The organism is Mycobacterium sp. SP-6446, assembly GCF_001954045.1.
In the GTDB taxonomy this organism is placed as follows: domain Bacteria; phylum Actinomycetota; class Actinomycetes; order Mycobacteriales; family Mycobacteriaceae; genus Mycobacterium.
Genome location: NZ_MBEM01000263.1, coordinates 1 through 23,276 on the forward strand (window position 1 = coordinate 1; position 23,276 = coordinate 23,276).

Annotated in this window: 18 protein-coding genes and 3 pseudogenes; 16 read left to right on the top strand and 5 right to left on the bottom strand. The window is 68.4% G+C overall.

Annotated features, from left to right (window positions below; genetic code table 11):
* The coding region (locus tag A5736_RS27310; RefSeq protein WP_371328410.1) for a DUF2617 family protein at positions 1-109 on the top strand (109 nt) is incomplete at its 5' end.
* Here A5736_RS27310 and A5736_RS24115 read toward each other — a convergent pair.
* Positions 76-525 (bottom strand): annotated as a pseudogene (locus tag A5736_RS24115) (DUF4178 domain-containing protein); the annotation flags it as partial. The gene A5736_RS27310 and the pseudogene A5736_RS24115 sit on opposite strands and share 34 nt — an antisense overlap.
* A gap of 180 nt (positions 526-705) precedes the next feature.
* Here A5736_RS24115 and ruvC point away from each other — a divergent pair.
* The 6 genes from ruvC (at position 706) to A5736_RS24145 (ending at position 5,005) form a co-directional block, all read left to right on the top strand.
* Positions 706-1,260 (top strand): crossover junction endodeoxyribonuclease RuvC, encoded by a 555-nt coding sequence (gene ruvC / locus A5736_RS24120; protein ID WP_076125490.1) that lies wholly within the window; start codon positions 706-708, stop codon positions 1,258-1,260.
* A complete protein-coding gene (ruvA, locus tag A5736_RS24125) occupies positions 1,257-1,850 on the top strand; it encodes a Holliday junction branch migration protein RuvA (protein ID WP_076249045.1) in 594 nt (197 codons plus the stop codon). Before ruvC ends, ruvA begins: the two co-directional genes overlap by 4 nt.
* Before the next feature lie 4 nt (positions 1,851-1,854).
* Positions 1,855-2,916, top strand: coding sequence for a Holliday junction branch migration DNA helicase RuvB (gene ruvB / locus A5736_RS24130; protein WP_076249046.1), 1,062 nt, complete (start codon positions 1,855-1,857; stop codon positions 2,914-2,916).
* A gap of 218 nt (positions 2,917-3,134) precedes the next feature.
* Complete coding sequence (locus tag A5736_RS24135; protein ID WP_076125498.1) at positions 3,135-3,776, top strand: hypothetical protein; 642 nt, start codon at positions 3,135-3,137, stop codon at positions 3,774-3,776.
* A gap of 57 nt (positions 3,777-3,833) precedes the next feature.
* Complete coding sequence (locus tag A5736_RS24140) at positions 3,834-4,220, top strand: DUF1304 domain-containing protein (RefSeq protein WP_076125500.1); 387 nt, start codon at positions 3,834-3,836, stop codon at positions 4,218-4,220.
* A gap of 71 nt (positions 4,221-4,291) precedes the next feature.
* Positions 4,292-5,005 carry a hypothetical protein gene (locus A5736_RS24145; protein ID WP_076249047.1) on the top strand — a complete coding sequence of 238 codons (714 nt, stop codon included), beginning with the start codon at positions 4,292-4,294 and terminating at the stop codon, positions 5,003-5,005.
* Positions 5,006-5,012: 7 nt separating this feature from the next.
* Here the strand turns inward: A5736_RS24145 and car are convergent.
* Positions 5,013-8,499 (bottom strand): annotated as a pseudogene (gene car / locus A5736_RS24150) (carboxylic acid reductase).
* A gap of 125 nt (positions 8,500-8,624) precedes the next feature.
* The gene (gene gabT, locus A5736_RS24155) at positions 8,625-9,965 is read right to left on the bottom strand and encodes a 4-aminobutyrate--2-oxoglutarate transaminase (protein WP_076249048.1); all 1,341 of its coding nucleotides are present in this window, start codon (positions 9,963-9,965) and stop codon (positions 8,625-8,627) included.
* A 144-nt stretch (positions 9,966-10,109) separates the two neighbouring features.
* On the opposite strand from gabT, the gene yajC reads away from it, so the two are divergent.
* The 6 genes and pseudogenes from yajC to A5736_RS24185 all read left to right on the top strand — a co-directional run bounded on the left by yajC (position 10,110) and on the right by A5736_RS24185 (position 17,943).
* A complete protein-coding gene (gene yajC, locus A5736_RS24160) occupies positions 10,110-10,439 on the top strand; it encodes a preprotein translocase subunit YajC (RefSeq protein ID WP_076125512.1) in 330 nt (109 codons plus the stop codon).
* Positions 10,440-10,496: 57 nt separating this feature from the next.
* Positions 10,497-12,051: pseudogene (gene secD, locus A5736_RS24165) on the top strand (protein translocase subunit SecD).
* Between the two features lie 4 nt (positions 12,052-12,055).
* Positions 12,056-13,318, top strand: coding sequence for a protein translocase subunit SecF (gene secF / locus A5736_RS24170; protein WP_076249049.1), 1,263 nt, complete (start codon positions 12,056-12,058; stop codon positions 13,316-13,318).
* Between the two features lie 25 nt (positions 13,319-13,343).
* On the top strand, positions 13,344-14,978 hold the full coding sequence (locus A5736_RS24175) for an ABC transporter substrate-binding protein (protein ID WP_076249061.1): 1,635 nt from the start codon (positions 13,344-13,346) through the stop codon (positions 14,976-14,978).
* Between the two features lie 7 nt (positions 14,979-14,985).
* Entirely contained in the window at positions 14,986-15,528 is a 543-nt protein-coding gene (locus A5736_RS24180) for an adenine phosphoribosyltransferase (protein WP_076125518.1), read from the top strand.
* Between the two features lie 24 nt (positions 15,529-15,552).
* Complete coding sequence (locus tag A5736_RS24185) at positions 15,553-17,943, top strand: bifunctional (p)ppGpp synthetase/guanosine-3',5'-bis(diphosphate) 3'-pyrophosphohydrolase (protein ID WP_371328409.1); 2,391 nt, start codon at positions 15,553-15,555, stop codon at positions 17,941-17,943.
* Positions 17,944-17,973: 30 nt separating this feature from the next.
* Here A5736_RS24185 and A5736_RS24190 read toward each other — a convergent pair whose 3' ends face one another.
* Positions 17,974-19,701: a protein kinase gene (locus tag A5736_RS24190; RefSeq protein ID WP_083667702.1), complete on the bottom strand. Its 1,728-nt coding sequence runs from the start codon at positions 19,699-19,701 to the stop codon at positions 17,974-17,976.
* A gap of 138 nt (positions 19,702-19,839) precedes the next feature.
* Entirely contained in the window at positions 19,840-20,733 is an 894-nt protein-coding gene (locus tag A5736_RS24195) for a peptidylprolyl isomerase (RefSeq protein WP_076249051.1), read from the bottom strand.
* A gap of 106 nt (positions 20,734-20,839) precedes the next feature.
* Between A5736_RS24195 and A5736_RS24200 the strand changes: the two genes are divergently transcribed.
* From A5736_RS24200 to A5736_RS24210, 3 genes are read left to right on the top strand one after another with little or no spacing between them, the layout of a single operon-like run.
* Positions 20,840-21,511 (top strand): MBL fold metallo-hydrolase, encoded by a 672-nt coding sequence (locus A5736_RS24200; RefSeq protein WP_076249063.1) that lies wholly within the window; start codon positions 20,840-20,842, stop codon positions 21,509-21,511.
* Positions 21,508-22,776 (top strand): histidine--tRNA ligase, encoded by a 1,269-nt coding sequence (hisS, locus tag A5736_RS24205; RefSeq protein ID WP_076249052.1) that lies wholly within the window; start codon positions 21,508-21,510, stop codon positions 22,774-22,776. Before A5736_RS24200 ends, hisS begins: the two co-directional genes overlap by 4 nt.
* Positions 22,773-23,069, top strand: coding sequence for a hypothetical protein (locus A5736_RS24210; protein ID WP_076249053.1), 297 nt, complete (start codon positions 22,773-22,775; stop codon positions 23,067-23,069). The genes hisS and A5736_RS24210 overlap by 4 nt, the downstream gene beginning before the upstream one ends.
* Positions 23,070-23,276 lie beyond the last annotated feature (207 nt).

A 23,276-nucleotide genomic window follows, 5' to 3' on the forward strand; every position in this document is an offset into this window, starting at 1 on the left:
CGCCTCGCACGTCGTCACCGTCGAGCACCCCGGCAGCCGGTTCTCCGAGCAGGTCTCCTGCACCGCCCGCAGCCACGCCGGCAGGCCCGTCGTGCCCTCGGTGGTGTAGGAGGCGCGACCGCGCTCCGACTCGTGGAAGGTCACCCCGTCGACCACGTACTGGTCGCCGGGCCGCAGCGTCACGTCCTTGCGGGTCACCCACATCACCAGCTCCAGGCGACCGTCGTCCTCCTCGACGCTGAACCACAGCGGCTGGTCGCCGCCCTCGAGCAGGTGCTCCCACCACACGAACGGGCCCTCGCGGAAGGTCACCGACCCGCGCACGACGTAGTCGACGCCGCCGTAGCTGACGATGGCGCCGGGGCCCAGGCTGCGCGGTCCGAACTGGGGCATCGCGTCGGAGGAAAGCGGATCCTGGCGCCCGCCCCGCGCGGCCGGTTGCTTGGGCCGCCGCAACGCCACCACGAGGACCACGATGGACGCGACGAACAACACCGCGGCTATCACGACCAGCAGTGTTCCCACGCTTACCCTTCCGTGCCTGCGGCGGCCTAGCGAATGTGGGCTTTAAGTTAACAGCTTTCGCTGGGCCCGTCGCCGCAACACCACCCGGTGACCGGCGCCGCGTGTCCTACCCGGCGCGGTCGGTATCGGCCGTTACGCTATCGAACAGCTGTTCGGTACGCGATATAGGGGAGCGGGCGCATGCGCGTGATGGGCGTCGATCCGGGGCTGACCCGATGCGGGCTGTCGGTGGTGGAAAGCGGCCGCGGCAGACACGTCGTGGCGCTGGACGTCGACGTGGTGCGCACCCCGGCGGATGCGCCGCTGGCCAAGCGACTGCTGGCCATCAGCGATGCCGTCGACCACTGGCTGGACACCCACCGGCCGGAGGTCGTGGCCATCGAGCGGGTGTTCTCCCAGCACAACGTGATGACGGTGATGGGCACCGCTCAGGCCGGCGGGGTCGTCGCGCTGGCCGCCGCCAAACGCGGCATCGACGTGCACTTCCACACCCCCAGCGAGGTCAAGGCCGCGGTCACCGGCAACGGGGCCGCCGACAAGGCACAGGTCACCGCCATGGTCACGAGAATCCTTGCGCTGCAAGCCAAACCGACACCGGCCGACGCGGCCGACGCGCTGGCGCTGGCGATCTGCCATTGCTGGCGCGCGCCGATGATCGCCCGGATGGCCGCGGCCGAGGCGCTGGCCGCGCGGCAGCGCCGCGCCTACCTCGCGAAAGTGAAGGCCGCCCGATGATCGCGTCGGTGCGCGGTGAGGTGCTCGAGGTGGCCCTCGATCACGCGGTGATCGAGGCCGCCGGCGTCGGCTACCGGATCAACGCGACGCCGTCGACGCTGGCGACGCTGCGCCACGGCAGCGAGGCCCGGCTGATCACGGCGATGATCGTGCGCGAGGACTCGCAGACGCTGTACGGGTTCCCCGACTCCGAGACCCGCGATCTGTTCCTGACGCTGCTGTCGGTGTCGGGCGTCGGGCCGCGGCTGGCGATGGCGACGCTGGCCGTGCACGACGCCGCGGCGCTGCGGCAAGCGTTGGCCGACGGCGACGTCGCCGCGCTGACTCGGGTTCCGGGCATCGGGAAGCGCGGCGCCGAGCGGATGGTGCTGGAATTGCGGGACAAGATCGGCGCCATCGCCGGATCGGCGCCCGCGCCGGCGCTCAACGGCCACGCCGTGCGCGGTCCCGTGGTGGAGGCCCTGGTCGGCCTCGGTTTTGCGGCCAAACAAGCGGAGGAGGCCACCGACAGCGTGCTGGCCGGCGATCACGACGCGACGACGTCGTCCGCGCTGCGGGCGGCGCTGTCGCTGCTGGGCAAGGCCCGGTGAGCCGATGACTGCGGACGACGACTTCGCCGACCCGGAGGTCCGGGAGGTTTCGCCCGCGCTCGCGTTCGGCGAAGGCGACATCGACGTCAGCCTGCGGCCACGCACGCTGAACGAGTTCATCGGCCAGCCGCGCGTGCGCGAGCAGCTGCAGCTGGTCATCGAGGGGGCCAAGAACCGCGGCGGCACACCCGATCACATCCTGCTGTCCGGCCCGCCGGGGCTGGGCAAGACGTCACTGGCCATGATCATCGCCGCCGAGCTGGGGTCCGCGCTGCGGGTGACGTCGGGGCCCGCGCTGGAACGCGCCGGCGATCTGGCCGCGATGCTGTCCAACCTCGTCGAGCACGACGTGCTGTTCATCGACGAGATCCACCGCATCGCCCGGCCCGCCGAGGAGATGCTCTACCTCGCGATGGAGGACTTCCGGGTCGACGTGGTGGTCGGGAAAGGCCCTGGGGCGACGTCGATTCCGCTGGAGGTCGCGCCGTTCACCCTGGTCGGCGCGACCACCCGGTCCGGCGCGCTGACCGGCCCGCTGCGCGACCGCTTCGGCTTCACCGCGCACATGGACTTCTACGAGCCCGCCGAGCTGGAGCGGGTGCTGGCCCGGTCCGCCGGAATCCTGGGCATCGAGCTGGGCGCCGAGGCCGGGGCGGAGATCGCGCGGCGCTCGCGCGGCACGCCGCGCATCGCCAACCGGCTGCTGCGCCGGGTGCGGGACTTCGCCGAGGTGCGCGCCGACGGCGTGATCACCCGCGACGTCGCCAAGTCCGCGCTCGAGGTATACGACGTCGACGAGCTCGGCCTGGACCGGCTGGACCGGGCGGTGCTGTCGGCGCTGACCCGCAGCTTCGGCGGCGGCCCGGTCGGCGTTTCGACGCTGGCGGTGGCGGTCGGCGAGGAGGCCACCACGGTCGAAGAGGTGTGTGAGCCGTTCCTGGTCCGCGCCGGCATGATCGCGCGCACCCCGCGGGGCCGGGTGGCCACCGCGCAGGCCTGGACACACCTGGGCATCACCCCGCCGGCCGGGGTCACCCGGCTGGGGCAGCCGGGGCTGTTCGACTAGCTCGCCGCCGGCGGCGTCGGCATTTCGCGTTCAAATCGTGACCTTCGCCCCGAGGCGCCGCCAGAACGCCCGCTGGCGTGGGCTTTTCGGTCGAAGGCGGGAGCGCGCTTCGGTCACATCCGCCACAGCAAACGCAGGAGCGGCCCGCGAACCGGTTACATCCCGGAAGCGTCGGGTATCCGAACGGACAGCAGTAATGCCTGTTGAAGGAGATTCTGATGAGGCACACGAACGCTGACTACGAACGCCCCCGTGCGCTGTACATGCCACGCAGCCGCGGCGCGTTGACCGGGCTGCTCCTGATCCTCTTGGGCGCCTGGGGTGCATTGGTTCCGTTCTTCGGACCCAACATCGATTGGGCGTACATGACCGACCCGGCATGGACGTGGACGACGGCAAAGGGCTGGCTGGAGGTGCTTCCCGGCGCGGCCGCCGCAGTGGGCGGCCTGCTGGTGCTCTTCTCCGGTAACCGTGCCAGCGCCGTCTTCGGCGGCTGGCTGGCGGTCTGCGCCGGCGCGTGGTTCGTGGTCGGCCGCGCGTTCGCATCGACCCTGAGCATCGGGGACGTGGGCCAACCGGCGGCCGCGACCGATCTGAAGCGTGCCCTGCTCGAGGTCACGTACTTCACCGGTCTGGGCGCGTTGATCGTGTTCCTGGGCGGGGCGGCCGTGGCGCGCCTGGCGGTTCGGCACGCGCGCGACGTCGCCGTGGCCGCGCCGGCGCCCGTGGCGGAGGTCGAGGGCGAGACGCCATTACGCGAACCGGTTGCGGCCGAGCCCGACGGGCACCGCGGGCGTGGCCTTTTCCACCGTCACGACGGTGGTGGGCTATTCCGCCGGCACCACCACGTCGGCGCCTAGCGCCCGAACCGGCTGAGGGTAGTCGCGGCGACACCAGGTCGGTAGTGTTCATCGGCGATGATCACTGCCGCCCTGGTGTTCGCTGGTCTTGCCGCTCTCCTGCACGTCTACATCTTCACGATGGAGTCGCTGACCTGGACGTCGCCGCGCACCCGGGCCACCTTCGGAACGACGGTCGAGGAAGCCGAGACCACCAAGCTGCTCGCGTTCAACCAGGGTTTCTACAACCTGTTCCTCGCGGTGGTCAGCGGCGTCGGCATCGCCGCGATTGCCATGGGGCACAACGCCGTTGGAGCCGCGCTGGTTTTCGCCGGTGTTGGCTCGATGGCCGCGGCCGCGCTCGTCTTGCTGCTCTCGTCACCTGACAAGGCCCGTGCCGCGTTGACGCAGGGCATCTTTCCGCTGATCGCTGTGGTGCTGCTCACACTCGGTCTCGTCCTTTAGCGGTTACTTCGCGTCGACGCGGGGTATCCAGGCACCTGCTGAAGTAGCCCGGCGACAATTGAGGAGAGCTAATGAAACACCCATTAAACGGCCACCCATTGTGGATGCCGCGCTCGCGCGGCGCGGTGAGCGGATTGCTCCTGGTCGTCCTGGGTGCATGGGGTGCGTTGATACCGTTCGTCGGTCCACGCTTCAACTTCGCCTACACGCCCGACCAAGATTGGGCATGGACCTCGGCCCGCGGCTGGCTCGAGGTGCTACCGGGGGGCGCCACCGTGCTCGCTGGCCTGCTGCTGATCTTTTCCGGAAACCGCATCACCGCGATCGTCGGCGGGTGGTTGGCGGCGGTGGCCGGCGCATGGTTCGTGATCGGGGGGCAGGTCGCCCCGCTCCTGGGGATCGGGTCCGCCGGTGATCCGATCGCCGCGACCGACCGCAAGCGGGCCGCGCTCGAGGTTTCGTACTTCTCCGGCCTGGGCGCGCTGATCGTTTTCATCAGCGGTATCGCCCTGGCGCGCTTGGCCGTGCGGCTGGCGAGCGACGTCGAGGCATTCATGGACCCCTTGGAACCGGCCGCAGCCGCGGAGCCGGTGTCGGCACCCGCCGGCGAACCGGTGTACATGTCCGGGCTGGAGGAGCCCGCACCCGAGGTGTCCTCGGGTGCGCTCACCAAGCCGCGGGCCGCCGGGGACGGGCCGAAGCCCAAGGGCTGGCGCAAGCAGCGGGCGGGCACCGAGGCCGGCGCGGCCAACGCCTACTTGCGCTGGCCGCATCCCCAGAGCTGATCCAGCGTTAGAGCAGTCCGAGCAGCCGCAGGTCGCTGACGTACTTCGCGATGATCGGCGGCGTGATGTGCGGAATGTCTTTGTCCGGGCCCACTTTCGCGTCCTGGACCGCCGCCCGGAACCGATCGGTCGGCGCCATCGAGCCGTTGATCGGCTTGTCGGGCTTCTGGTAGTTGTGCAACAGCGGCAATAGCGAGGCGTTGCGCTGCTTTTCGGGCAGCGCGCGCAGCGCGGTCTCGAACCGCTGCAACCACTCGCCGTAGTCGGCGATGCGCTGGACGGCGCAGCCGGCGACGGCCGGGTCGATCAGCCAGTCGACGAACTCGTCGAACCCGATGCCGTCGTCGTAGGGGTTCATCACGTGGTACGTCGCGAACCGGTCGGAGCTCTGGGCGCCCAACGTCGCGATGGCCTCGGCGATGAACTCGACGGGCAGGCCGTCGTAGTGTGCGCGCTGCCGGTTGCCCTCGGCCCCGAGCTCGTAGAACGAGCCGGGCGCGATGCCCGTTGCCACCAGGCTCAGGATCGTCCGGGTGAACATGTCCGGCACGTTGAGCTGACCGGCATAGGTCGTGTCGGCGAGGATCATGTCGCAGCGGAACACCGCGACGGGCAGGCCGCACAGGTCGTGCGCCTCGCGCAGCAACACCTCGCCGGCCCACTTGCTGTTGCCGTAACCGTTGGCGTAGCTGTCGCTGATCCGCCGCGTCGCGCTGATGGTCCGGATGTCGGCGTCCTCGGTGAACTTCCCCGGCTCGATCTGGTCGCCCACGCCGATCGTCGACACGTACGTGTACGGCTTTTGCTTGCCGGTCAACGCGATTCGGAGCAGCTCCGCGGTGCCCAGGGCGTTCGGACCGAACAGCTCGCTGTACGGCAGCACGTGGTTGACCAGCGCCGCGGGGTCGACGATCAGGTCGACGGTGTCGGCCAGCCGCTGCCACGTCGCTTGATCCAGGCCGAGGTTGGCCTCGCCCTTGTCACCCGCGATGACCTCCAGGTGGTCGGCCGCCAGCTCCCGGTAGTGGGCCAGCAGCGCCGGGTCGGAGTCAAAGGTGTCGTCCAGCCGGGCCCGCGCGTCCTCGTCGGACTTGGCCCGCACCAGGGCGATCACCTTGCCGTCGACGAGGTCCATCCGCTCCAGCCATTCCAGCGCGAGGTAGCGCCCCAGGAACCCGGTCGCTCCGGTCAGCAGGACGGTGCGGACCTCGGCGCTGGGCCGCGGCAGCGTCGGCGCGGCGGCCAGCGTCGAAGCATCGATGAACTTGTCCAGCGTGAGGTCGCTGGCATACACCTCGGTCGCGTCGCGGCCGTGCACGGTGGCGAAGCTGGGACGCTTCGTGCCCTGCCGCTCGCCCTCGATGTAGTCGGCGATGGCCTGCAGGTCGCTGGCCGGGCTGACGATGACACCCACCGGCACGTCGATGTCGAAAATCTCGCGCAGCAGGTTGCCGAATGTCAACGCGGACAACGAGTCTCCACCCAAGTCGGTGAAGTGCGCCCCGGGCGACAGGTCGGTGGTCGCCGCGCCGAGCAGCGCGGCCGCGGCCCGGCTCACGGTTTGCAGGACGGGGGCGTCGGCACCGCTGCGGCGCAGTTCGCTCAACTCGTTGGCCTGGCCCCTCGGCCAGTTCGGCGTAGAGCTCTTCCAGTCGCTCGCCGTAGTGTTGCTTCAGCTTCGGCCACGCCAGCTTGCGGATGCCGGTGAGCAGACCGTTCTCGAGCGTGAAAGGCGTTGTCTCGATGAGGAAGTCGCGCGGAACCTCGTAGGACTGCAGGCCGGCTTCCTTCGCGACGGCCTGTAGCGAGTCGGCGATCTGCGGCTTGAGCGCCGGTAGCCCCTTTTCGGCATTTCGCCGCAACGCTTCTTCCGTGGGCACCACGACCGCCAGCAGGTACGGGTGGGCGCTGTTGCCGTAGACGTAGATCTGGCGGACCAGCGGGCTGTTGCCGAAGACCGCCTCCAGCTTCGCGACGGTGACGAACTCACCCTGCGCGAGCTTGAGCACATTGTTGCGGCGATCGACATACACCAGCCGGTTGGGCGCGACCTCGGCGACGACGTCGCCGGTGCGGTAGTAGCCGTCGGCGTCGAACACGTCGGCGGTCACCTGGGGCCGCTTGTAGTAGCCGGGGAACATGTTCTCGGTCTTGAGCAACAGTTCGCCGCGCGGGTAGGGCCGGTCGGTGGCGAAGTAGCCCAGGTCCGGGACGTCGACGAGCTTGTAGTCGACGACCGGCGGGCGCTGCACCTCGCCGTCGAACAACACCATGCCGGCCTCGGTGGAGCCGTAGCCGTCGAGCAGGTGCATCTCCAGCAGGTCCTCGACCCACGCCTTGAGCTCGGGGGAGGTGGGCGCCGAGCCCGTCATCGCGAAGATGAACCGACCGCCCAGCAGGTGCTGGCGCAAGTCCTCCATGACGTCGGCTTCGTCGGCCCCGCGGTCGACCTGGCGCTGGTATTCGCCGTAGATGGTCTCCCAGATCCGCGGCACGAAGTTCATCTCGGTGGGCCGCACCAGGGTGAGGTCGTCGAGCAGCGTCGACAGGTCGCTCTTGGCCGCGAAGTAGGCAGTGCCGCCGTTGCCGAGGGTGCCGTAGAGGATGCCGCGCCCCATGACGTGGCTCATCGGCATGAAGTTCAGGGTGATCGACGCCGCGGTGGGCCCGAACCAGTTCCTCTTCGAGCGGGCGAACATCTTGACCACGTTGCTTTGCGGGTACATCGCGCCCTTGGGTGCGCCGGTGCTGCCGGAGGTGTAGATCAGCAGGGCCAGCGCGTCGTCGTCGGGCGCGGCGACCGGCCCGGCGGGCAGGTCCTTGCCGCGGGCGAGCACGTCGTCCAGCGTCTCCACGATCGTGTCCGCCAGCCGGGTGCGGGCCGCCGCCACCGCGTCGCGGTGGTCGTCGACCTCGGGGTGGTAGTCGAATACGACGAGCCGGGCGGGTGCGGGGCCGGTGCTGACGAGCTCGACGGCGTCGGTCAGCTGGTCGACGCTCGCCGCGATGACGGTGGGCTCGGTCTCGGCCACGATCGGCTGCAACTGGCTGAGCGCCGCGCTGGTCTGCAGGGGCACCGACACCGCGCCGATCTGGCCGAGCGCCATGTCGATGGTGGTGTAGTCCACGCCGGTGAAGCCCAGCACGCAGACTCGGTCGCCGGCCCGCACCGAATTGGTGGACCAGGCGCGTGCCAAAGCGCCGACCCGTTCGCCGAGTTCACGGTAGGTAATGGTGTCGAAGTGGTTGCGCAGCTCGGCGACGGTGCGCCCGCTGGCCGGGTCGGTGACGAACTCCACGGCGCGCCGGCCCAGCGCTGGCCGGTCGGCGTAACCCTCCGCCAGGGTCGCAACGATCTGCGGCAGTCGCAGCCCGGGCTGCTCCAGCGCGGCCGCGACGGCGGGGTCCGGTCGGGCGGCGGCGAACTGCGGGTCGTTGGCGGTCAGATCCTCGACGCGGCGGGCAAGCCACTCTTCATGGGCAATAGTCGACATAACAGTTCCCCTGTACTGACTGAGAAATGGTCTGTGCGCGACGCTGCGCTGACCAACATAACGTTAGCTAAACTAAAGGTATTCCACAATGACCGTGGCCGACATGTGAGATGCCACACGAAGGGCTAGAGCTCGCCCAGGGTCCGGACGAGGATCTCGAGTCCTTCGGTCAGCAGCTCGTCGCTGATGTTCAGCGGCGGCAGCAGCCGGATGATGTTGCCGAACATGCCGCAGGTCAACACGATGACGCCGGCGGCGTGGACGGCGGTGGCGAGCCTCTCGGTCAGCTCGGCGTCGGGATCGGCGGTGCCGGATTTCACCAGCTCGATGGCGATCATTGCGCCGCGGCCACGGACGTCGCCGATCCGGTCGTCGTGGGCCTGCAGGCGCAGCAGCGGTTCGGTCATCAACCGTTCCAGCTGCCGGGCGCGCTCGATCAGGCCGTCGCTCTCGATGGTCTCGATGGTGGCCAGCGCGGCCGCACAGGCGACGGGGTTGCCGCCGAAGGTGCCGCCGAGGCCGCCGACGTGCGGGGCGTCCATGATCTCGGCCCGCCCGGTCACGGCCGACAGCGGAAATCCGTCGGCGATGGCCTTGGCGGTGACGATCAGGTCGGGCTCGATGCGCTCGTGCTCGCAGGCGAACATCGCCCCGGTGCGGGCGAAGCCGGTCTGCACCTCGTCGGCAATGAACACCACGTCGTTGTCGCGGCACCATTCGAGCAGGGCCGGCAGGAAGCCCTCGGCCGGGACGATGAAGCCGCCCTCGCCCTGGATCGGCTCGATGAGGACGGCGGCCAGGTTTTTCGCGCCGACCTGCTTGTCGATGACGCTGATGGCGCGCTGCGCCGCCTGCTCGCCGTCGGTGGCCAGGTCCTTGTCCAGCAGCCCGTCCCGGTAGGGGTAGGACAGCGGCGCCCGGTAGATCTCCGGCGCGAACGGACCGAATCCGCTCTTGTAGGGCATCGATTTGGCGGTCAGCGCCATCGCCATGTTGGTGCGCCCGTGGTAGGCGTGGTCGAAGGCGACGACCGCGGGCTTGCGGGTGTAGGAGCGGGCGATCTTGACGGAGTTTTCGACCGCCTCGGCGCCCGAGTTGAACAGCACGGAGCGCTTCTCGCCGGATCCCGGGGTGATCCGGTTGAGTTGTTCGGCGACGGCGACGTACTGCTCGTAGGGCGTCACCATGAAGCACGTGTGGGTGAACTCGGCGACCTGGGCTCGCACGGCGTCGACGACGCGCGGCGACGAGTTGCCGATCGTGGTGACGGCGATGCCCGAACCCAGGTCGATGAGCCGGTTCCCGTCGACGTCCTCGACGATCCCGCCGCCGGCACGGGCGGCGAACACCGGCATGGCGACGCCGACACCGCGCGGCACCGCGGCGGCGCGCCGTTTGGTCAGTTCCAGCGATGCCGGACCGGGGATTTCGGTGACCAGCTGGCGAGTCTGCTCGAGGCTGGCCACGACGTCCTCCTCACCGCGGCGCGAGTGTCACGTCGCGAACAAAAGCGTATCTGGTCAGCCAGACCTCGGCCGACCTGTGAGCCGACAGCGCGGACGGGCACACTGGACCCTTACGAGAGAAATACCGAAACGAAAGACAGGTTGATGGAGAGTTTGGTCTTGTTCTTGCCGTTCCTGCTCATCATGGGCGGCTTCATGTACTTCGCATCGCGGCGGCAGCGACGCGCGATGCAAGCCACGATCGACCTGCACGAGTCATTAGAGCCCGGCGACCGGGTGCACACCACGTCCGGCCTGCAGGCCACCGTCGTCGCCATCGCCGACGACACCGTCGACCTCGAGATCGCGCCCGGCATCGTGACCACCTGGATGAAGCTGGCCGTCCGGGACCGGATCGAGCCGGAGGACGCCGAAGACTACGACGAAGACGACGAGGACTCCGCCGACGATCACCGGGTGACCGAGGATTCCTAGGGCGCCACGTAGGCTCTGTCGGGGTAGAAACCGATTCGCAAGGAGATATGAAGGAACGTGGCATCGTCTTCGGCGCCGGTGCACCCCGCCCGCTACCTGTCGGTCTTCTTGTTGTTGCTCGTCGGCGTCTATCTGCTGGTATTTCTGACCGGGGACAAGCGGGCCGCTCCCAAGCTCGGCATTGACCTGCAGGGCGGCACCCGCGTCACACTGACGGCACGCACTCCCGACGGTTCGCGCCCGAGCAGGGAGGCGTTGGCGCAGGCGCAGCAGATCATCAGCGCGCGCGTCAACGGGCTGGGCGTTTCCGGGTCGGAGGTCGTCGTCGACGGTGACAACCTGGTCATCACGGTGCCCGGGAACGACGGGAACGAGGCACGCAACCTGGGTCAGACCGCACGGCTCTACATCCGACCGGTGCTCAACGCGGTGCCGGCGCAGGGCGCCCGGCCCGCCGGTGGGGGAGCCACCGCCGCCGGATCCGCGCAAGGATCTCGCCGAGCGCATCGCGGACCAAAAAGCGTTGCGGCAGAGCACCAATCAGTACATTCAGACGATCGCGCTGGAAGTGCAGGCCAAACACTGCGACAAAGAGGACATCCTGGCCGGCAACGACGACCCGGCCCTGCCCCTGATTACCTGCTCGACCGACCACAAGATGGCCTACCTGCTGGCGCCGTCGATAATCAGCGGCGACCAGATCCAGGACGCCACATCGGGGATGAACCAGCGCGGGCTCGGTTACGTCGTCGACCTGCAATTCAAGACCGCGGCTGCAAACACCTGGGCCGACTTCACCGCCGCCCATATCGGTACCCAGACCGCGTTCACCCTGGACTCGCAGGTCGTCAGCGCCCCGATGATCCAGGAAGCCATCCCCGGCGGACGCACCCAGATCACCGGCGGTGACCCGCCGTTCACCGCGTCCACCGCGCGACAGCTGGCCAACGTTTTGAAGTACGGTTCGCTGCCGCTGTCCTTCGAATCGTCGGAGGCCCAAACGGTTTCCGCGACACTGGGTTTGACGTCCTTGCACGCGGGCCTGATCGCCGGTGCGATCGGGTTGGTCCTGGTGCTGCTGTATTCGTTGCTGTATTACCGCGTGCTGGGATTGCTCACGGCGTTGTCGCTAACCGCTTCCGGCGCAATGGTTTTCGCGATCCTGGTGTTGCTGGGCCGATATATCAACTACACCCTGGACCTGGCGGGTATCGCGGGTCTGATCATCGGTATCGGCACCACCGCCGACTCGTTCGTGGTGTTCTTCGAACGCATCAAAGACGAAATCCGCGAGGGCCGTTCGTTCCGGTCGGCGGTGCCACGAGGCTGGGTACGGGCGCGCAAGACCGTCGTATCGGGCAACGCGGTGACCTTCCTCGCCGCCGCGGTGCTGTACTTCCTGGCGATCGGCCAGGTCAAGGGATTCGCGTTTACCCTGGGGCTGACCACGATCCTCGACCTCGTGGTGGTGTTCTTGGTGACCTGGCCCCTGGTATACCTGGCGTCCAAGTCTCCGACGCTGGCCAAGCCGGCGTACAACGGCTTGGGGGCCGTTCAGCAGGTCGCCCGCGAACGCCGGGCTGCGTCGCACGTGAAGACGGGACAGGGATAGCGCGATGGCCGCCAAAGGCAAGACCGAAACGGACGCGGTCGAAATCACCGAAGCCACCGAAGGTGCCGTCGAGCTGACGTCCGGCGCCTCGGCCCAGCTGCCGCACCACAGCTTCATCACCCGGCTCTACACCGGCACCGGCGCGTTCGAGGTGATCGGGCGCCGCCGGCTCTGGTACGGGATCAGCGGCGCGATCGTCGCGGTGGCGATCGTCAGCATCATCCTGCGCGGCTTCACATTCGGGATCGACTTCAAGGGCGGCACCACGGTGTCGATGCCGCGCGGCACCGCGTCGGCCGCCGCGGTGTCCGATGTCTTCCGGAAGACGCTTGGCCGCGACGCGGAATCGGTGGTGATCGTCGGCAGCGGCGCGTCGGCCACGGTGCAGATTCGCTCGGAAACGCTGTCCAACGACCAGACGTCGAAACTGCGCAACGCGCTGTTCGATACGTTCCAGCCCAAGGGCACCGACGGTAAGCCCAGCAAGCAGGCCATCAGCGACTCGGCGGTGTCGGAAACCTGGGGCGACCAGATCACCGACAAGGCGCTCATCGCGCTGGTGGTGTTCGTGGCGCTGGTCAGCCTGTACATCACGGTTCGCTACGAGCGCTATATGGCCATCTCCGCGCTCACGACCATGTGTTTCGACCTCGCCGTCACCGCCGGCGTCTACTCGCTGGTGGGTTTCGAGGTCACCCCGGCCACGGTCATCGGCTGGCTGACGATCCTCGGGTTCTCCCTCTACGACACGGTCATCGTCTTCGACAAGGTCGAGGAGAACACGCACGGTTTCCAGCACACCACCCGGCGCACCTTTGCCGAGCAGGCCAACCTGGCGATCAACCAGACCTTCATGCGCTCGATCAACACCAGCCTGATCGGGGTGCTGCCGGTGCTGGCCCTGATGGTGGTGGCGGTGTGGCTGCTGGGCGTCGGCACGCTGAAGGACCTGGCGCTGGTGCAGCTGGTCGGCATCATCGTCGGCACCTACTCGTCGATCTTCTTCGCCACCCCGCTACTGGTCACGCTGCGCGAGCGCACCGAGCTGGTGCGCAGCCATACCCGCCGCGTGGTCCGACGGCGCAAGCCCTCGCACGAGGACACCGCCGACGAGCCGTCCGACGAGAGCGCGGAGCCGGCTGAGGTGGCCGAGTCGTCCCCGGCGACCGCCAAGCCCGCGTCGAACAAGCCGGCGCCGGGGGCGCGGCCGGTGCGGCCCACCGGTACCCGGCGCCCGACCGGCAAGCGAAACGCCGGCCGGCGGTAGTCAGGTGTGGGGCGGCCGGGGGAGCCTGACGGGATCGGCTGCCGTCGCTTTGGCCGTGATCCTCACGACGGCGTGCACGTTGACCGCGTGTTCGGGCAGCGCCGCCTCGCAGATCGACTACGTGGTCGACGGCGGCTTGCCCACCTACAACACCAACACCGTCGTCGGCGCCGCCTCGGCGGGCGCGCAGGCGTTCGCGCGCACGCTGACCGGCTTCGGGTATCACGGCCCCGACGGCCAGGTTGTTGCCGATCACGACTTCGGCACCATCTCGGTCGTCGGGGGTTCGCCGCTGGTGCTCGACTACCAGATCGCCGACAACGCCGTCTATTCCGACGGCAAGCCGGTGACCTGCGACGACCTGGTGCTGGCGTGGGCGGCGCAATCCGGGCGGTTCCCCGGGTTCGACGCCGCCACCCACGCCGGCTACGTCGACATCGCCAACATCGAGTGCTCGCCCGGGCAGAAGAAGGCGCGCGTGTCGTTCGTCCCGGACCGCAGCGTCGTCGACTACACGCAACTGTTCACGGCGACCTCGATGATGCCGTCGCACGTCATCGCCGACCAGCTGAACGGCGACGTGACCGCGGCGCTGCTCAACAACAACGCGGGCCTGGTCGCGCAGATCGCGAAGCTGTGGAACACCACCTGGGACCTCAAGCCCGGGGTCGACCTCAAGCGCTTCCCGTCGTCGGGGCCGTACAAGATCCAGTCGGTCCTGGATGGCGGCGCGGTGGTGCTCGTCGCGAACGACCGGTGGTGGGGCCCCAGGCCCATCACCAAACGGATCACCGTGTCGCCGCAGGCTCCCGACATCCAGGACCGCATCAACAACCACAGCGTGGACGTGGTCGACGTCGCGGCCGGGTCGTCGGGCACGCTGGCCACCCCGGACAACTACCAGCGCACCGATTCGCCGTCGGCCGGCATCGAGCAGCTGATCTTCGCACCGCAGGGACCGCTGGCGCAGGCGAAGGCGCGCCGGGCCGTGGCGCTGTGCACGCCGCGCGACACGATCGCACACGACGCCGGCGTGCCGATCGCCAATTCGCGGCTGTCCCCGGCCACCGATGACGCCATCGCCGCCGGCGACGGGGCCGCCGAGGCCGCGCCGTTCGGCAAGGCCGACGCGGTCGCCGCGCGCGCTGCCCTGGACGGCGCGCCGCTGACGGTGCGGATCGGCTACCACGGGCCCAATGCGCGGCTGGCGGTCACGATCGGGGAGATCACCAAATCGTGCGCCGCGGCCGGTATCACCGTCGTCAACCCCACGCTGGACGGCCCGGGCCCCCAGGCGCTCAAGGACGGAAAGATCGACGTGTTGCTGGCGAGCACCGGAGGCGCCGCGGGCAGCGGCTCGACGGGGTCGTCGGCGATGGACGCTTACGACCTGCATAGCGGCAACGGCAACAACCTGTCCGGCTACGCGAATCCCCAGATAGACGGCATAATCGGCGCGCTCGCGGTGTCCGCCGACCCCAGCGAGCGGATCAGGTTGCTCGCGGAGAGCGCCCCGGTGCTGTGGGGAGATTTGCCGACGTTGCCCCTGTACCGCCAACAGCGAACGCTGCTGATGTCGAAGAAAACGTATGCCGTGAGCACGAACCCAACACGCTGGGGGGCGGGTTGGAACATGGACAGATGGGCCCTAGTACAATAAAAGAGCGGTGACTAACGTCGGGGGGAAGACTTTGCTGGACAAGATCATCGCCTCGCTGACCCGGAACGTGGCCGACTTTCCCAAGCCCGGAGTCCAGTTCAAGGACCTCACCCCGCTATTCGCCGATCGGGACGCGCTCGCCGCGATCACCGACGCGTTGGCGGAGATCGCGGCCGGCGCTGACCTGGTGGCCGGCGTCGACTCCCGCGGATTCCTGGTGGCGGGGGCCGTCGCCGAGCGGTTGGGCACCGGCGTGCTGGCCATCCGCAAGGGCGGAAAACTACCGCCGCCGCTGCACGCCGAGGAGTACGACCTGGAATACGGCAGCGCCGTACTGGAAATCCCCGCCGACGGCATCGATCTGAACGGCCGCAACGTCGTCCTCGTCGACGACGTGCTGGCCACCGGGGGCACCCTCGCCGCCGCGACGCGCTTGCTCGAGCAGGCCGGGGCCAACGTGATCGCGGCAGTCGTCGTCTCCGAACTCGTCGAACTGGGTGGTCGCGAGGCCGTCGCGCCTTTGCCGGTACACAGCTTGAGCTGCGTCTAACCTGGCGGTTACGCGATATCCTCGATGTCGGAGGTGACCACCGTGGCGGACGACAAGGGCGTGGCGCAAGCCCTTGAGGCGCCCTTAGAGACGCCCGCGGAGCCGCCTCCGGTTCCCGAGGCGCCGGAGCCGCCGGCCGAAACTCTGAAGGCCCCCAGCAGCGCGTCGCGCCGCGTCCGCGCCCGGTTGGCCCGGCGGATGACCGCCCAGCGCAGCACCCTCAACCCCGTGCTCGAGCCCTTGGTGGCGGTGCATCGGGAGATCTACCCCAAGGCGAACGTCCAGCTGCTGCAGCGCGCCTTCGAGGTCGCCGACCAGCGCCACGCCTCCCAGTTGCGGCATTCGGGTGATCCCTACATCACCCACCCGCTGGCGGTCGCCAACATCCTGGCCGAATTGGGCATGGACACCACCACTTTGGTGGCCGCGCTGCTGCACGACACCGTGGAGGACACCGGTTACACGCTCGAGGCGTTGAGCGAGGAATTCGGCGAGGAGGTCGGCCATCTCGTCGACGGCGTAACCAAGCTGGACCGCGTGGTGCTGGGCACCGCCGCCGAGGGCGAGACCATCCGCAAGATGATCACCGCCATGGCACGCGATCCCCGCGTGTTGGTGATCAAGGTCGCCGACCGGCTGCACAACATGCGCACCATGCGTTTCCTGCCGCCGGAGAAGCAGGCCCGTAAGGCCCGCGAGACGCTGGAAGTCATTGCGCCGCTGGCACATCGGCTGGGTATGGCCAGCGTCAAGTGGGAACTGGAAGACCTGGCGTTCGCGATCCTGCACCCCAAGAAGTACGAGGAGATCGTCCGGTTGGTCGCCGGCCGCGCCCCGTCGCGGGACACCTACCTGGCCAAGGTCCGCTCCGAGATCGTCAACACGCTGAACGCGTCGAAAATCAAGGCGACGGTTGAGGGTCGGCCCAAGCACTACTGGTCGATCTATCAGAAGATGATCGTCAAGGGACGGGATTTCGACGACATCCACGACCTGGTCGGCATCCGCATCCTGTGCGACGAGATCCGCGACTGCTATGCCGCTGTCGGCGTGGTGCATTCGCTGTGGCAGCCGATGGCGGGACGGTTCAAGGACTACATCGCGCAGCCGAGATACGGCGTGTACCAGTCGCTGCACACCACCGTCGTCGGTCCCGAGGGCAAGCCGCTGGAGGTGCAGATCCGCACCAGCGACATGCACCGCACCGCCGAATTCGGCATCGCCGCGCACTGGCGGTACAAGGAAACCAAGGGCCGCAACGGACTTCCGCATCCGCACGCCTCCGCCGAGATCGACGACATGGCGTGGATGCGGCAACTGCTCGACTGGCAACGGGAGGCCGCGGACCCGGGCGAGTTCCTGGAGTCGCTGCGCTACGACCTTGCGGTGCAAGAGATCTTCGTGTTCACCCCCAAGGGGGATGTCATCACCTTGCCGACCGGGTCGACCCCGGTGGACTTCGCCTACGCGGTGCACACCGAGGTCGGCCACCGCTGCATCGGCGCGCGGGTGAACGGGCGCCTGGTGGCGCTGGAGCGCAAGCTCGAAAACGGGGAAGTCGTCGAGGTTTTCACCTCCAAGGCGCCCAATGCGGGGCCGTCGCGCGACTGGCAGCAGTTCGTGGTCTCGCCGCGCGCCAAGACGAAGATACGGCAGTGGTTCGCCAAGGAACGGCGTGAGGAGGCGTTGGAGGCCGGCAAGGAGGCGATGGCCCGCGAGGTACGCCGCGGCGGACTTCCCTTGCAGCGCTTGGTGAATGGTGAGTCGATGGCCGCGGTCGCCCGCGAATTGCACTACACCGACGTGTCGGCGCTGTACACCGCGATCGGTGAGGGACACGTATCGGCCCGCCACGTCGTGCAGCGGCTGCTCGCCGAGCTCGGCGGGATCGATCAGGCCGAAGAGGAGCTGGCCGAGCGGTCGACGCCGACGACCATGCTGCGACGCCCGCGCAGCACGGACGATGTCGGGGTCTCGGTTCCCGGAGCCCCGGGTGTGCTGACCAAGCTGGCCAAGTGCTGCACGCCGGTGCCCGGCGATCAGATCATGGGCTTCGTCACGCGCGGCGGCGGGGTGAGCGTGCACCGCACCGACTGCACCAACGCGGCGTCGCTGCAGCAGCAGGCCGAGCGCATCGTCGAGGTGCTGTGGGCGCCGTCGCCGTCGTCGGTGTTTTTGGTGGCCATCCAGGTCGAGGCGCTCGACCGGCACCGGCTGCTCTCGGACGTGACGCGGGTGCTGGCCGACGAGAAGGTGAACATCCTGTCGGCGTCGGTCACCACCTCCGGCGACCGGGTCGCGATCAGCCGGTTCACCTTCGAGATGGGCGACCCCAAACACCTGGGGCATCTGCTCAACGTGGTGCGCAACGTCGAGGGCGTCTACGACGTCTACCGCGTGACATCTGCTGCTTAAAGGCGGCCTAAGGCCTAGCCCGCCGACGGCTCAGCCCACGCGCACCGAGGTGATGGTGACGGTGCTGGCTGGCATGCCCTCCTCCCGATTGCCGGCGATGCCCCCCTTGGCGATCTTGTCGATCGTCGCCAGGCCCGCTTCGTCGATCGTGCCCAGCACCGTGTAGATCGGCTCCATGTCGGTGTCCTTGAACACCAGGTTGAACTGGCTGCCGTTGGTGTTGGGCCCGTTGTTGGCCATGGTGATGGTGCCGCGCGGATAGACCACGGTCGCCCTGAGCGCGGGATCGCCGGCCGGGTATTGATTGGCGGGGTATTCGTCGGCGAATTCGTAGCCGGGCCCACCGGTGCCCTCGTTGTCGGGGCCGCCGCACAGCAACAGGGCCCCGTCCGCCATGTTGGTCAGCCGGCCGCACTCGGTGTTGTCGAAGAATTGTTGCCGCACCAGGCTGGTGAAGCTGTTCACCGCGCACGGCGACTTGTCGTTAGCGAGCCGGATGCCGATGTTCCCGAAATTGGTGGAGATGGTCGCGGGGATCTCGGCGGGCTCGGTGGACACCCTGCCGGCCGGGGGCGGGGTGACGGGCTTGCTCGCCGGGTCCGGCGCGGCGGGGTACTGGCAGTTGGCGCCCAGGTCCGCGGGCGGAGCGAACGCCGGGAGCGGCGGCACGCTCGGGGCGACCGACTCCGACGGTTTGGGGGTCCGGGCGCGGTTCGTTGGCCTGCCCCCCGTGGGCGCCGTGGACGCCGCGCTGTTTTTCGCGGGGGCATCGCTGTGCGTCACCAGCGCGATGACCAGGGCCGTCACCGCCGCGAGCGCCAGCACCGACGCACCGACGATGCCCAAGACCAGACGCCGCGAGTGCGTCGGCGGGTGATACGCCAGCCGCGGGTCGACCTGGCCTGCCGGCGCGGACGGCACCGGAGCGGACGGCGCGGGTGGGGGCGGCACCGGTGTTCGCGACGACGGCGCCGGGCCGGGCGCGGCCATGATGCCCGTGCCGACCAGCGCGGCTTTGGCGTCCTCCGCCAGTTCGATCGCGCTCTGGTATCGCTCGTCGACGTCCTTCGCCATTCCCTTAGCGACCACCGCATCGAGGGCCGCCGGCACGTCGGGGGCGGTGATGGAGGCTCGCGGCGGCGCGGTGTTCAGGTGCCCGTTGAGCTGCTCTTCGAGGCTGTCGCCCGGGAACGGACGGATGCCGGTCAAGGACTCGTGCAGCACGCAGGCCAACGAATACACGTCGGCGCGGTGGTCGGTGCTGCCGCGGAAACGCTCGGGCGCCATGTACGCCACGGTGCCCATCGTGTGCCCGGTGTGGGTGAGCGCGGTGTCGGCGGCGGTGCGCGCGATCCCGAAGTCGATCAGGTAGACGAAATCTCGCGCGTTGGTGAGCAAGATGTTCGTCGGCTTGATATCGCGATGGATCAACCCCACCTGGTGCGCGCTATCCAGCGCCGCCGCAACCTGTTCGATCACCGCGACCGCGCGCTGCGGGCTGAGCCGCCCGCCGTTCTCCTCGATGTACTGCGCCAGGTCGCGGCCCTCGATCAGCCGCATGTCGACGTACAGCTGACCGTCGATCTCGCCGTAATTGTGGATGGGCACCACGTGTGGGTCGTTGAGGCTTGCCGCGATGCGTGCCTCGCGCCGGAAGCGTTCCTGGAACTCGGCGTCCTGGGCGAGATGGGTGGGCAGCACCTTGAGGGCCACTACCCGGTCGGTGCTGGCGTCGTAGGCGCGAAAGACTTGTCCCATCCCGCCGCGACCCAGGACATCCAGCAACTGGTAATGGCCGAATGATTCCTTCCCCACGCAACGACCATAAACTTTCGACCGCGCCGGTCATGCGAATCGCGCCAACAAGGCGTGATTAATGTTGCGCCGCTTGAGGGTTTAGTCCAGCAGCAGCGACTTGATGGTGACCTCGCTGTTGGGCGCCCCGTCCTCGCCGCCGCCGGAGACGCCGGCCTTGGCGATCTTGTCCAGAGTCGCCAGCCCGTCGGCCTGGATGGTGCCGAAGACGGTGTATTGCGGCGGTAGCTGAGAGTCCTTGTAGACCATGAAGAATTGGCTGCCGTTGGTGCCCGGTCCGGCGTTAGCCATGGCCAGCGTGCCGCGCGGGTAGACGACCGGCTCCCGCAGCTTCGGATCGTTCGGCGGGTACTGGTCGGTCGGGTACTCGTTGGCGAATTGGTAGCCGGGGCCGCCGCTGCCGTCGCCCTTGGGGTCGCCGCATTGCAGGACGGCCAACGTGTCCGAGGTGGTCAGCCGGTGGCATTTGGTGTTGTCGAAGTATTTCTGGCCGATCAGGCTCGCGAAACTGTTGACCGCGCAAGGTGATTCGTTGTTGGCCAACATCAAGCCAATATTGCCCTGACTGGTTGCCATGCTGGCGCTGACTTGGGCCGGGTCGGTCGGAATCTTGCCGGTGCGCGGCGGCTTGACCGGCTTGGCGGCCGGTTCCGGCGACGCCGGGTACTGACAGTTGGCGCCGGTGGTGGCCGTCGGCTTGAACGGTGGCAACGGCGGAACCTGGCCGGGCTGCGGAGCGCCCGTCGTGGCCGGCGCCGAGCTGCTGGCCGGGGTGGTCGTGGCGGCGGTGGTGTTCTTGTGCTCGCTTTTGCTGTTGACCACGGCGATCACCACGGCGGCGACGATCGCCACCGCGACGATCGAGCCACCTGCGATGAGCGCGATCCGCCGCCGTCTGGCTTGCTTTTGGCGGCGCTCCAGCTGCCGTTCGAGTTTGCGCTTGGCGTTCGCTCGTCGCTGTTCGTTGGTCGGCACGGCCGGTATGCCTCCATGGTTGCTTCAGTCGGGGCCAACTTGCCTGCTCAGGCTAATGTGGGCGCGGTGCCCGGTGTCAACCGGGCCCCGTGGGAAACTGGGAACCGTGTTGATCACCGGATTTCCCGCCGGGGTGTTGCAGTGCAACTGCTACGTGCTGGCCGAGCGGCCCGGAACGGATTGCGTCATCGTCGACCCGGGACAGCGGGCGATGGGCCCGCTGCGGCGCATCCTCGATGAGAACCGGCTGACTCCGGCGGCGGTGTTGCTCACCCACGGCCACATCGACCACATGTGGTCCGCGCAGAAGGTTTCCGACACGTTCGGCTGCCCGACCTACATCCATCCCGAGGACCGGTTCATGCTGAGAGACCCGATCTACGGCCTGGGCCCGCGGCTGGCCCAGGTGGTGGCCGGTGCGTTCTTCCGCGAGCCCAAGCAGGTGGTCGAGCTGGACCGCGACGGCGACAAGATCGACCTGGGCAGCGTGACGGTCAACGTCGATCACACACCCGGGCACACCCGCGGATCGGTGGTGTTCCGGGTCGCGGAGGATACCGACGCAAAAAACTACGTGTTCACGGGAGACACGCTCTTCGAGCGCTCGATCGGGCGCACCGACCTGTTCGGGGGCAGCGGCCGCGACTTGCTGACCTCGATCGTCGACAAACTGCTGGTGCTCGACGACGCGACCGTAGTGCTGCCGGGGCACGGCCCGTCCACCACGATCGGTGCCGAGCGGCGTTTCAACCCGTTCCTCGAAGGCCTGAGCTCGTGACGGAGTTTGTCGCCCCCAAGGGCGTGCCGGACTACATCCCGCCGGAGTCGGCGCAGTTCGTCGCCGTGCGCGACGGCCTGCTCGCCGCGGCGCGCCGGGCCGGTTACGGCGACGTCGAGCTGCCCATTTTCGAAGACACCGCGCTGTTCGCCCGCGGCGTCGGCGAATCCACCGACGTGGTGTCCAAGGAGATGTACACCTTCGCCGACCGCGGTAACCGCTCGGTGACGCTGCGGCCCGAGGGCACGGCCTCGGTGGTGCGGGCGGTAATCGAACACGGCCTGGACCGCGGCGCGCTGCCGGTGAAGCTGTGTTACGCGGGCCCGTTCTTCCGCTACGAGCGTCCGCAGGCCGGCCGCTATCGCCAGCTGCAGCAGGTGGGAGTGGAGGCGATCGGTGTCGACGATCCGGCGCTGGACGCCGAAGTGATCGCCGTCGCCGACGCCGGGTTCCGCTCGCTGGGGCTGGATGAGTTCCGGCTGGAGATCACCTCGCTGGGCGACGACAGCTGCCGCCCGCAGTATCGGGAACTGTTGCAGGACTTCCTGTTTGGGCTCGACCTCGACGAGGAGACCCGGCGGCGGGCCGAGCTCAATCCGTTGCGGGTGCTCGACGACAAACGTCCCGAGGTGCGCGCGATGACGGCCGACGCGCCGGTGTTGCTCGATCACCTCTCCGATGTGGCCAAGCAGCATTTCGACAGCGTGCTGGCGCACCTGGACGCGCTGGGCGTGCCATACGTCCTCAACCCCCGCATGGTGCGCGGGCTGGACTACTACACCAAAACCACGTTCGAGTTCGTGCACGACGGCCTGGGCGCGCAATCCGGCATCGGCGGCGGCGGCCGCTACGACGGCCTGATGCGCGAGCTGGGCGGACAAGACCTGTCCGGCATCGGGTTTGGGCTCGGCGTGGACCGGACCCTGCTGGCGTTGCGGGCCGAGGGCAAGAGTGTGGGGGAGGCGACGCGCTGCGACGTGTTCTGTGTGCCGCTGAGCGAGCCGGCCAAGCTGCGGCTCGCGGTGCTGGCCGGGCAGCTGCGCGCGTCCGGCGTCCGCGTCGACATGGCCTACGGCGACCGCGGGCTCAAGGGCGCGATGCGCGCGGCGGACCGTTCCGGTGCCCGCCTCGCGCTGGTCGCGGGGGAGCGTGATCTCGACGCCGGGACCATCGGCGTCAAGGACCTCGGCTCGGGTGAGCAGGTATCGGTGCCGGTGGATTCGGTTGTCGCCGAGGTACTTTCGCGCTTCGGGCACCGCAAATGACCGACAAGGGACTACGAACCATGGACCTGGTGTGCCCCGAGGGGCACGTCGCCGGCCAATTGATCCAGAGCATTGCGCCCCGGTCCATCGGGATCGAGCTACCCGGCGAAGCGTGCGAGGACTGGCCGCGCGGCGGCGACAAAATGTACACACTCCTGACTTGCCCCGGATGTAACCGGCGGGTTTATGGATCGACGGAAGCGATCCAAGAGAGGGCCACCTGGCAGTCGGAGATCGAATCCGAGCCGCAATGCAGATACGCGCTGCGCTACCTGGAGGACGGCCTAACTTAGCCGGATCGCGAAATTGACGGCCGGCATAGGTGCGGACGTTTGGCGCGTTTGTTTTTGGCGTTGAGATGCCGCAAGGGGTGGGTCCAAAAGCGCGCAAACGTGACGAATAGCGAAGGCTGGAGAAACGGCTTATTCCGGCGGACGCACGACCGTGGAATACTTGGCTCTGAACCGATCCCCCCAGGTCTCTAGGCGTTTTCAGTCGGA

Excerpts from the sequence above, each read along its gene's own strand:
- ruvC (WP_076125490.1), top strand. The coding sequence starts at position 706 with ATGCGCGTGATGGGCGTCGATCCGGGGCTGACCCGATGCGGGCTGTCG.
- A5736_RS24135 (WP_076125498.1), top strand. The coding sequence starts at position 3,135 with ATGAGGCACACGAACGCTGACTACGAACGCCCCCGTGCGCTGTACATG.
- ruvB (WP_076249046.1), top strand. The coding sequence starts at position 1,855 with ATGACTGCGGACGACGACTTCGCCGACCCGGAGGTCCGGGAGGTTTCG.
- secF (WP_076249049.1), top strand. The coding sequence starts at position 12,056 with ATGGCCGCCAAAGGCAAGACCGAAACGGACGCGGTCGAAATCACCGAA.
- A5736_RS24190 (WP_083667702.1), bottom strand. The coding sequence starts at position 19,701 with ATGGGACAAGTCTTTCGCGCCTACGACGCCAGCACCGACCGGGTAGTG.
- A5736_RS24140 (WP_076125500.1), top strand. The coding sequence starts at position 3,834 with ATGATCACTGCCGCCCTGGTGTTCGCTGGTCTTGCCGCTCTCCTGCAC.
- A5736_RS24185 (WP_371328409.1), top strand. The coding sequence starts at position 15,553 with ATGTCGGAGGTGACCACCGTGGCGGACGACAAGGGCGTGGCGCAAGCC.
- A5736_RS24145 (WP_076249047.1), top strand. The coding sequence starts at position 4,292 with ATGAAACACCCATTAAACGGCCACCCATTGTGGATGCCGCGCTCGCGC.
- A5736_RS24210 (WP_076249053.1), top strand. The coding sequence starts at position 22,773 with ATGACCGACAAGGGACTACGAACCATGGACCTGGTGTGCCCCGAGGGG.
- yajC (WP_076125512.1), top strand. The coding sequence starts at position 10,110 with ATGGAGAGTTTGGTCTTGTTCTTGCCGTTCCTGCTCATCATGGGCGGC.
- ruvA (WP_076249045.1), top strand. The coding sequence starts at position 1,257 with ATGATCGCGTCGGTGCGCGGTGAGGTGCTCGAGGTGGCCCTCGATCAC.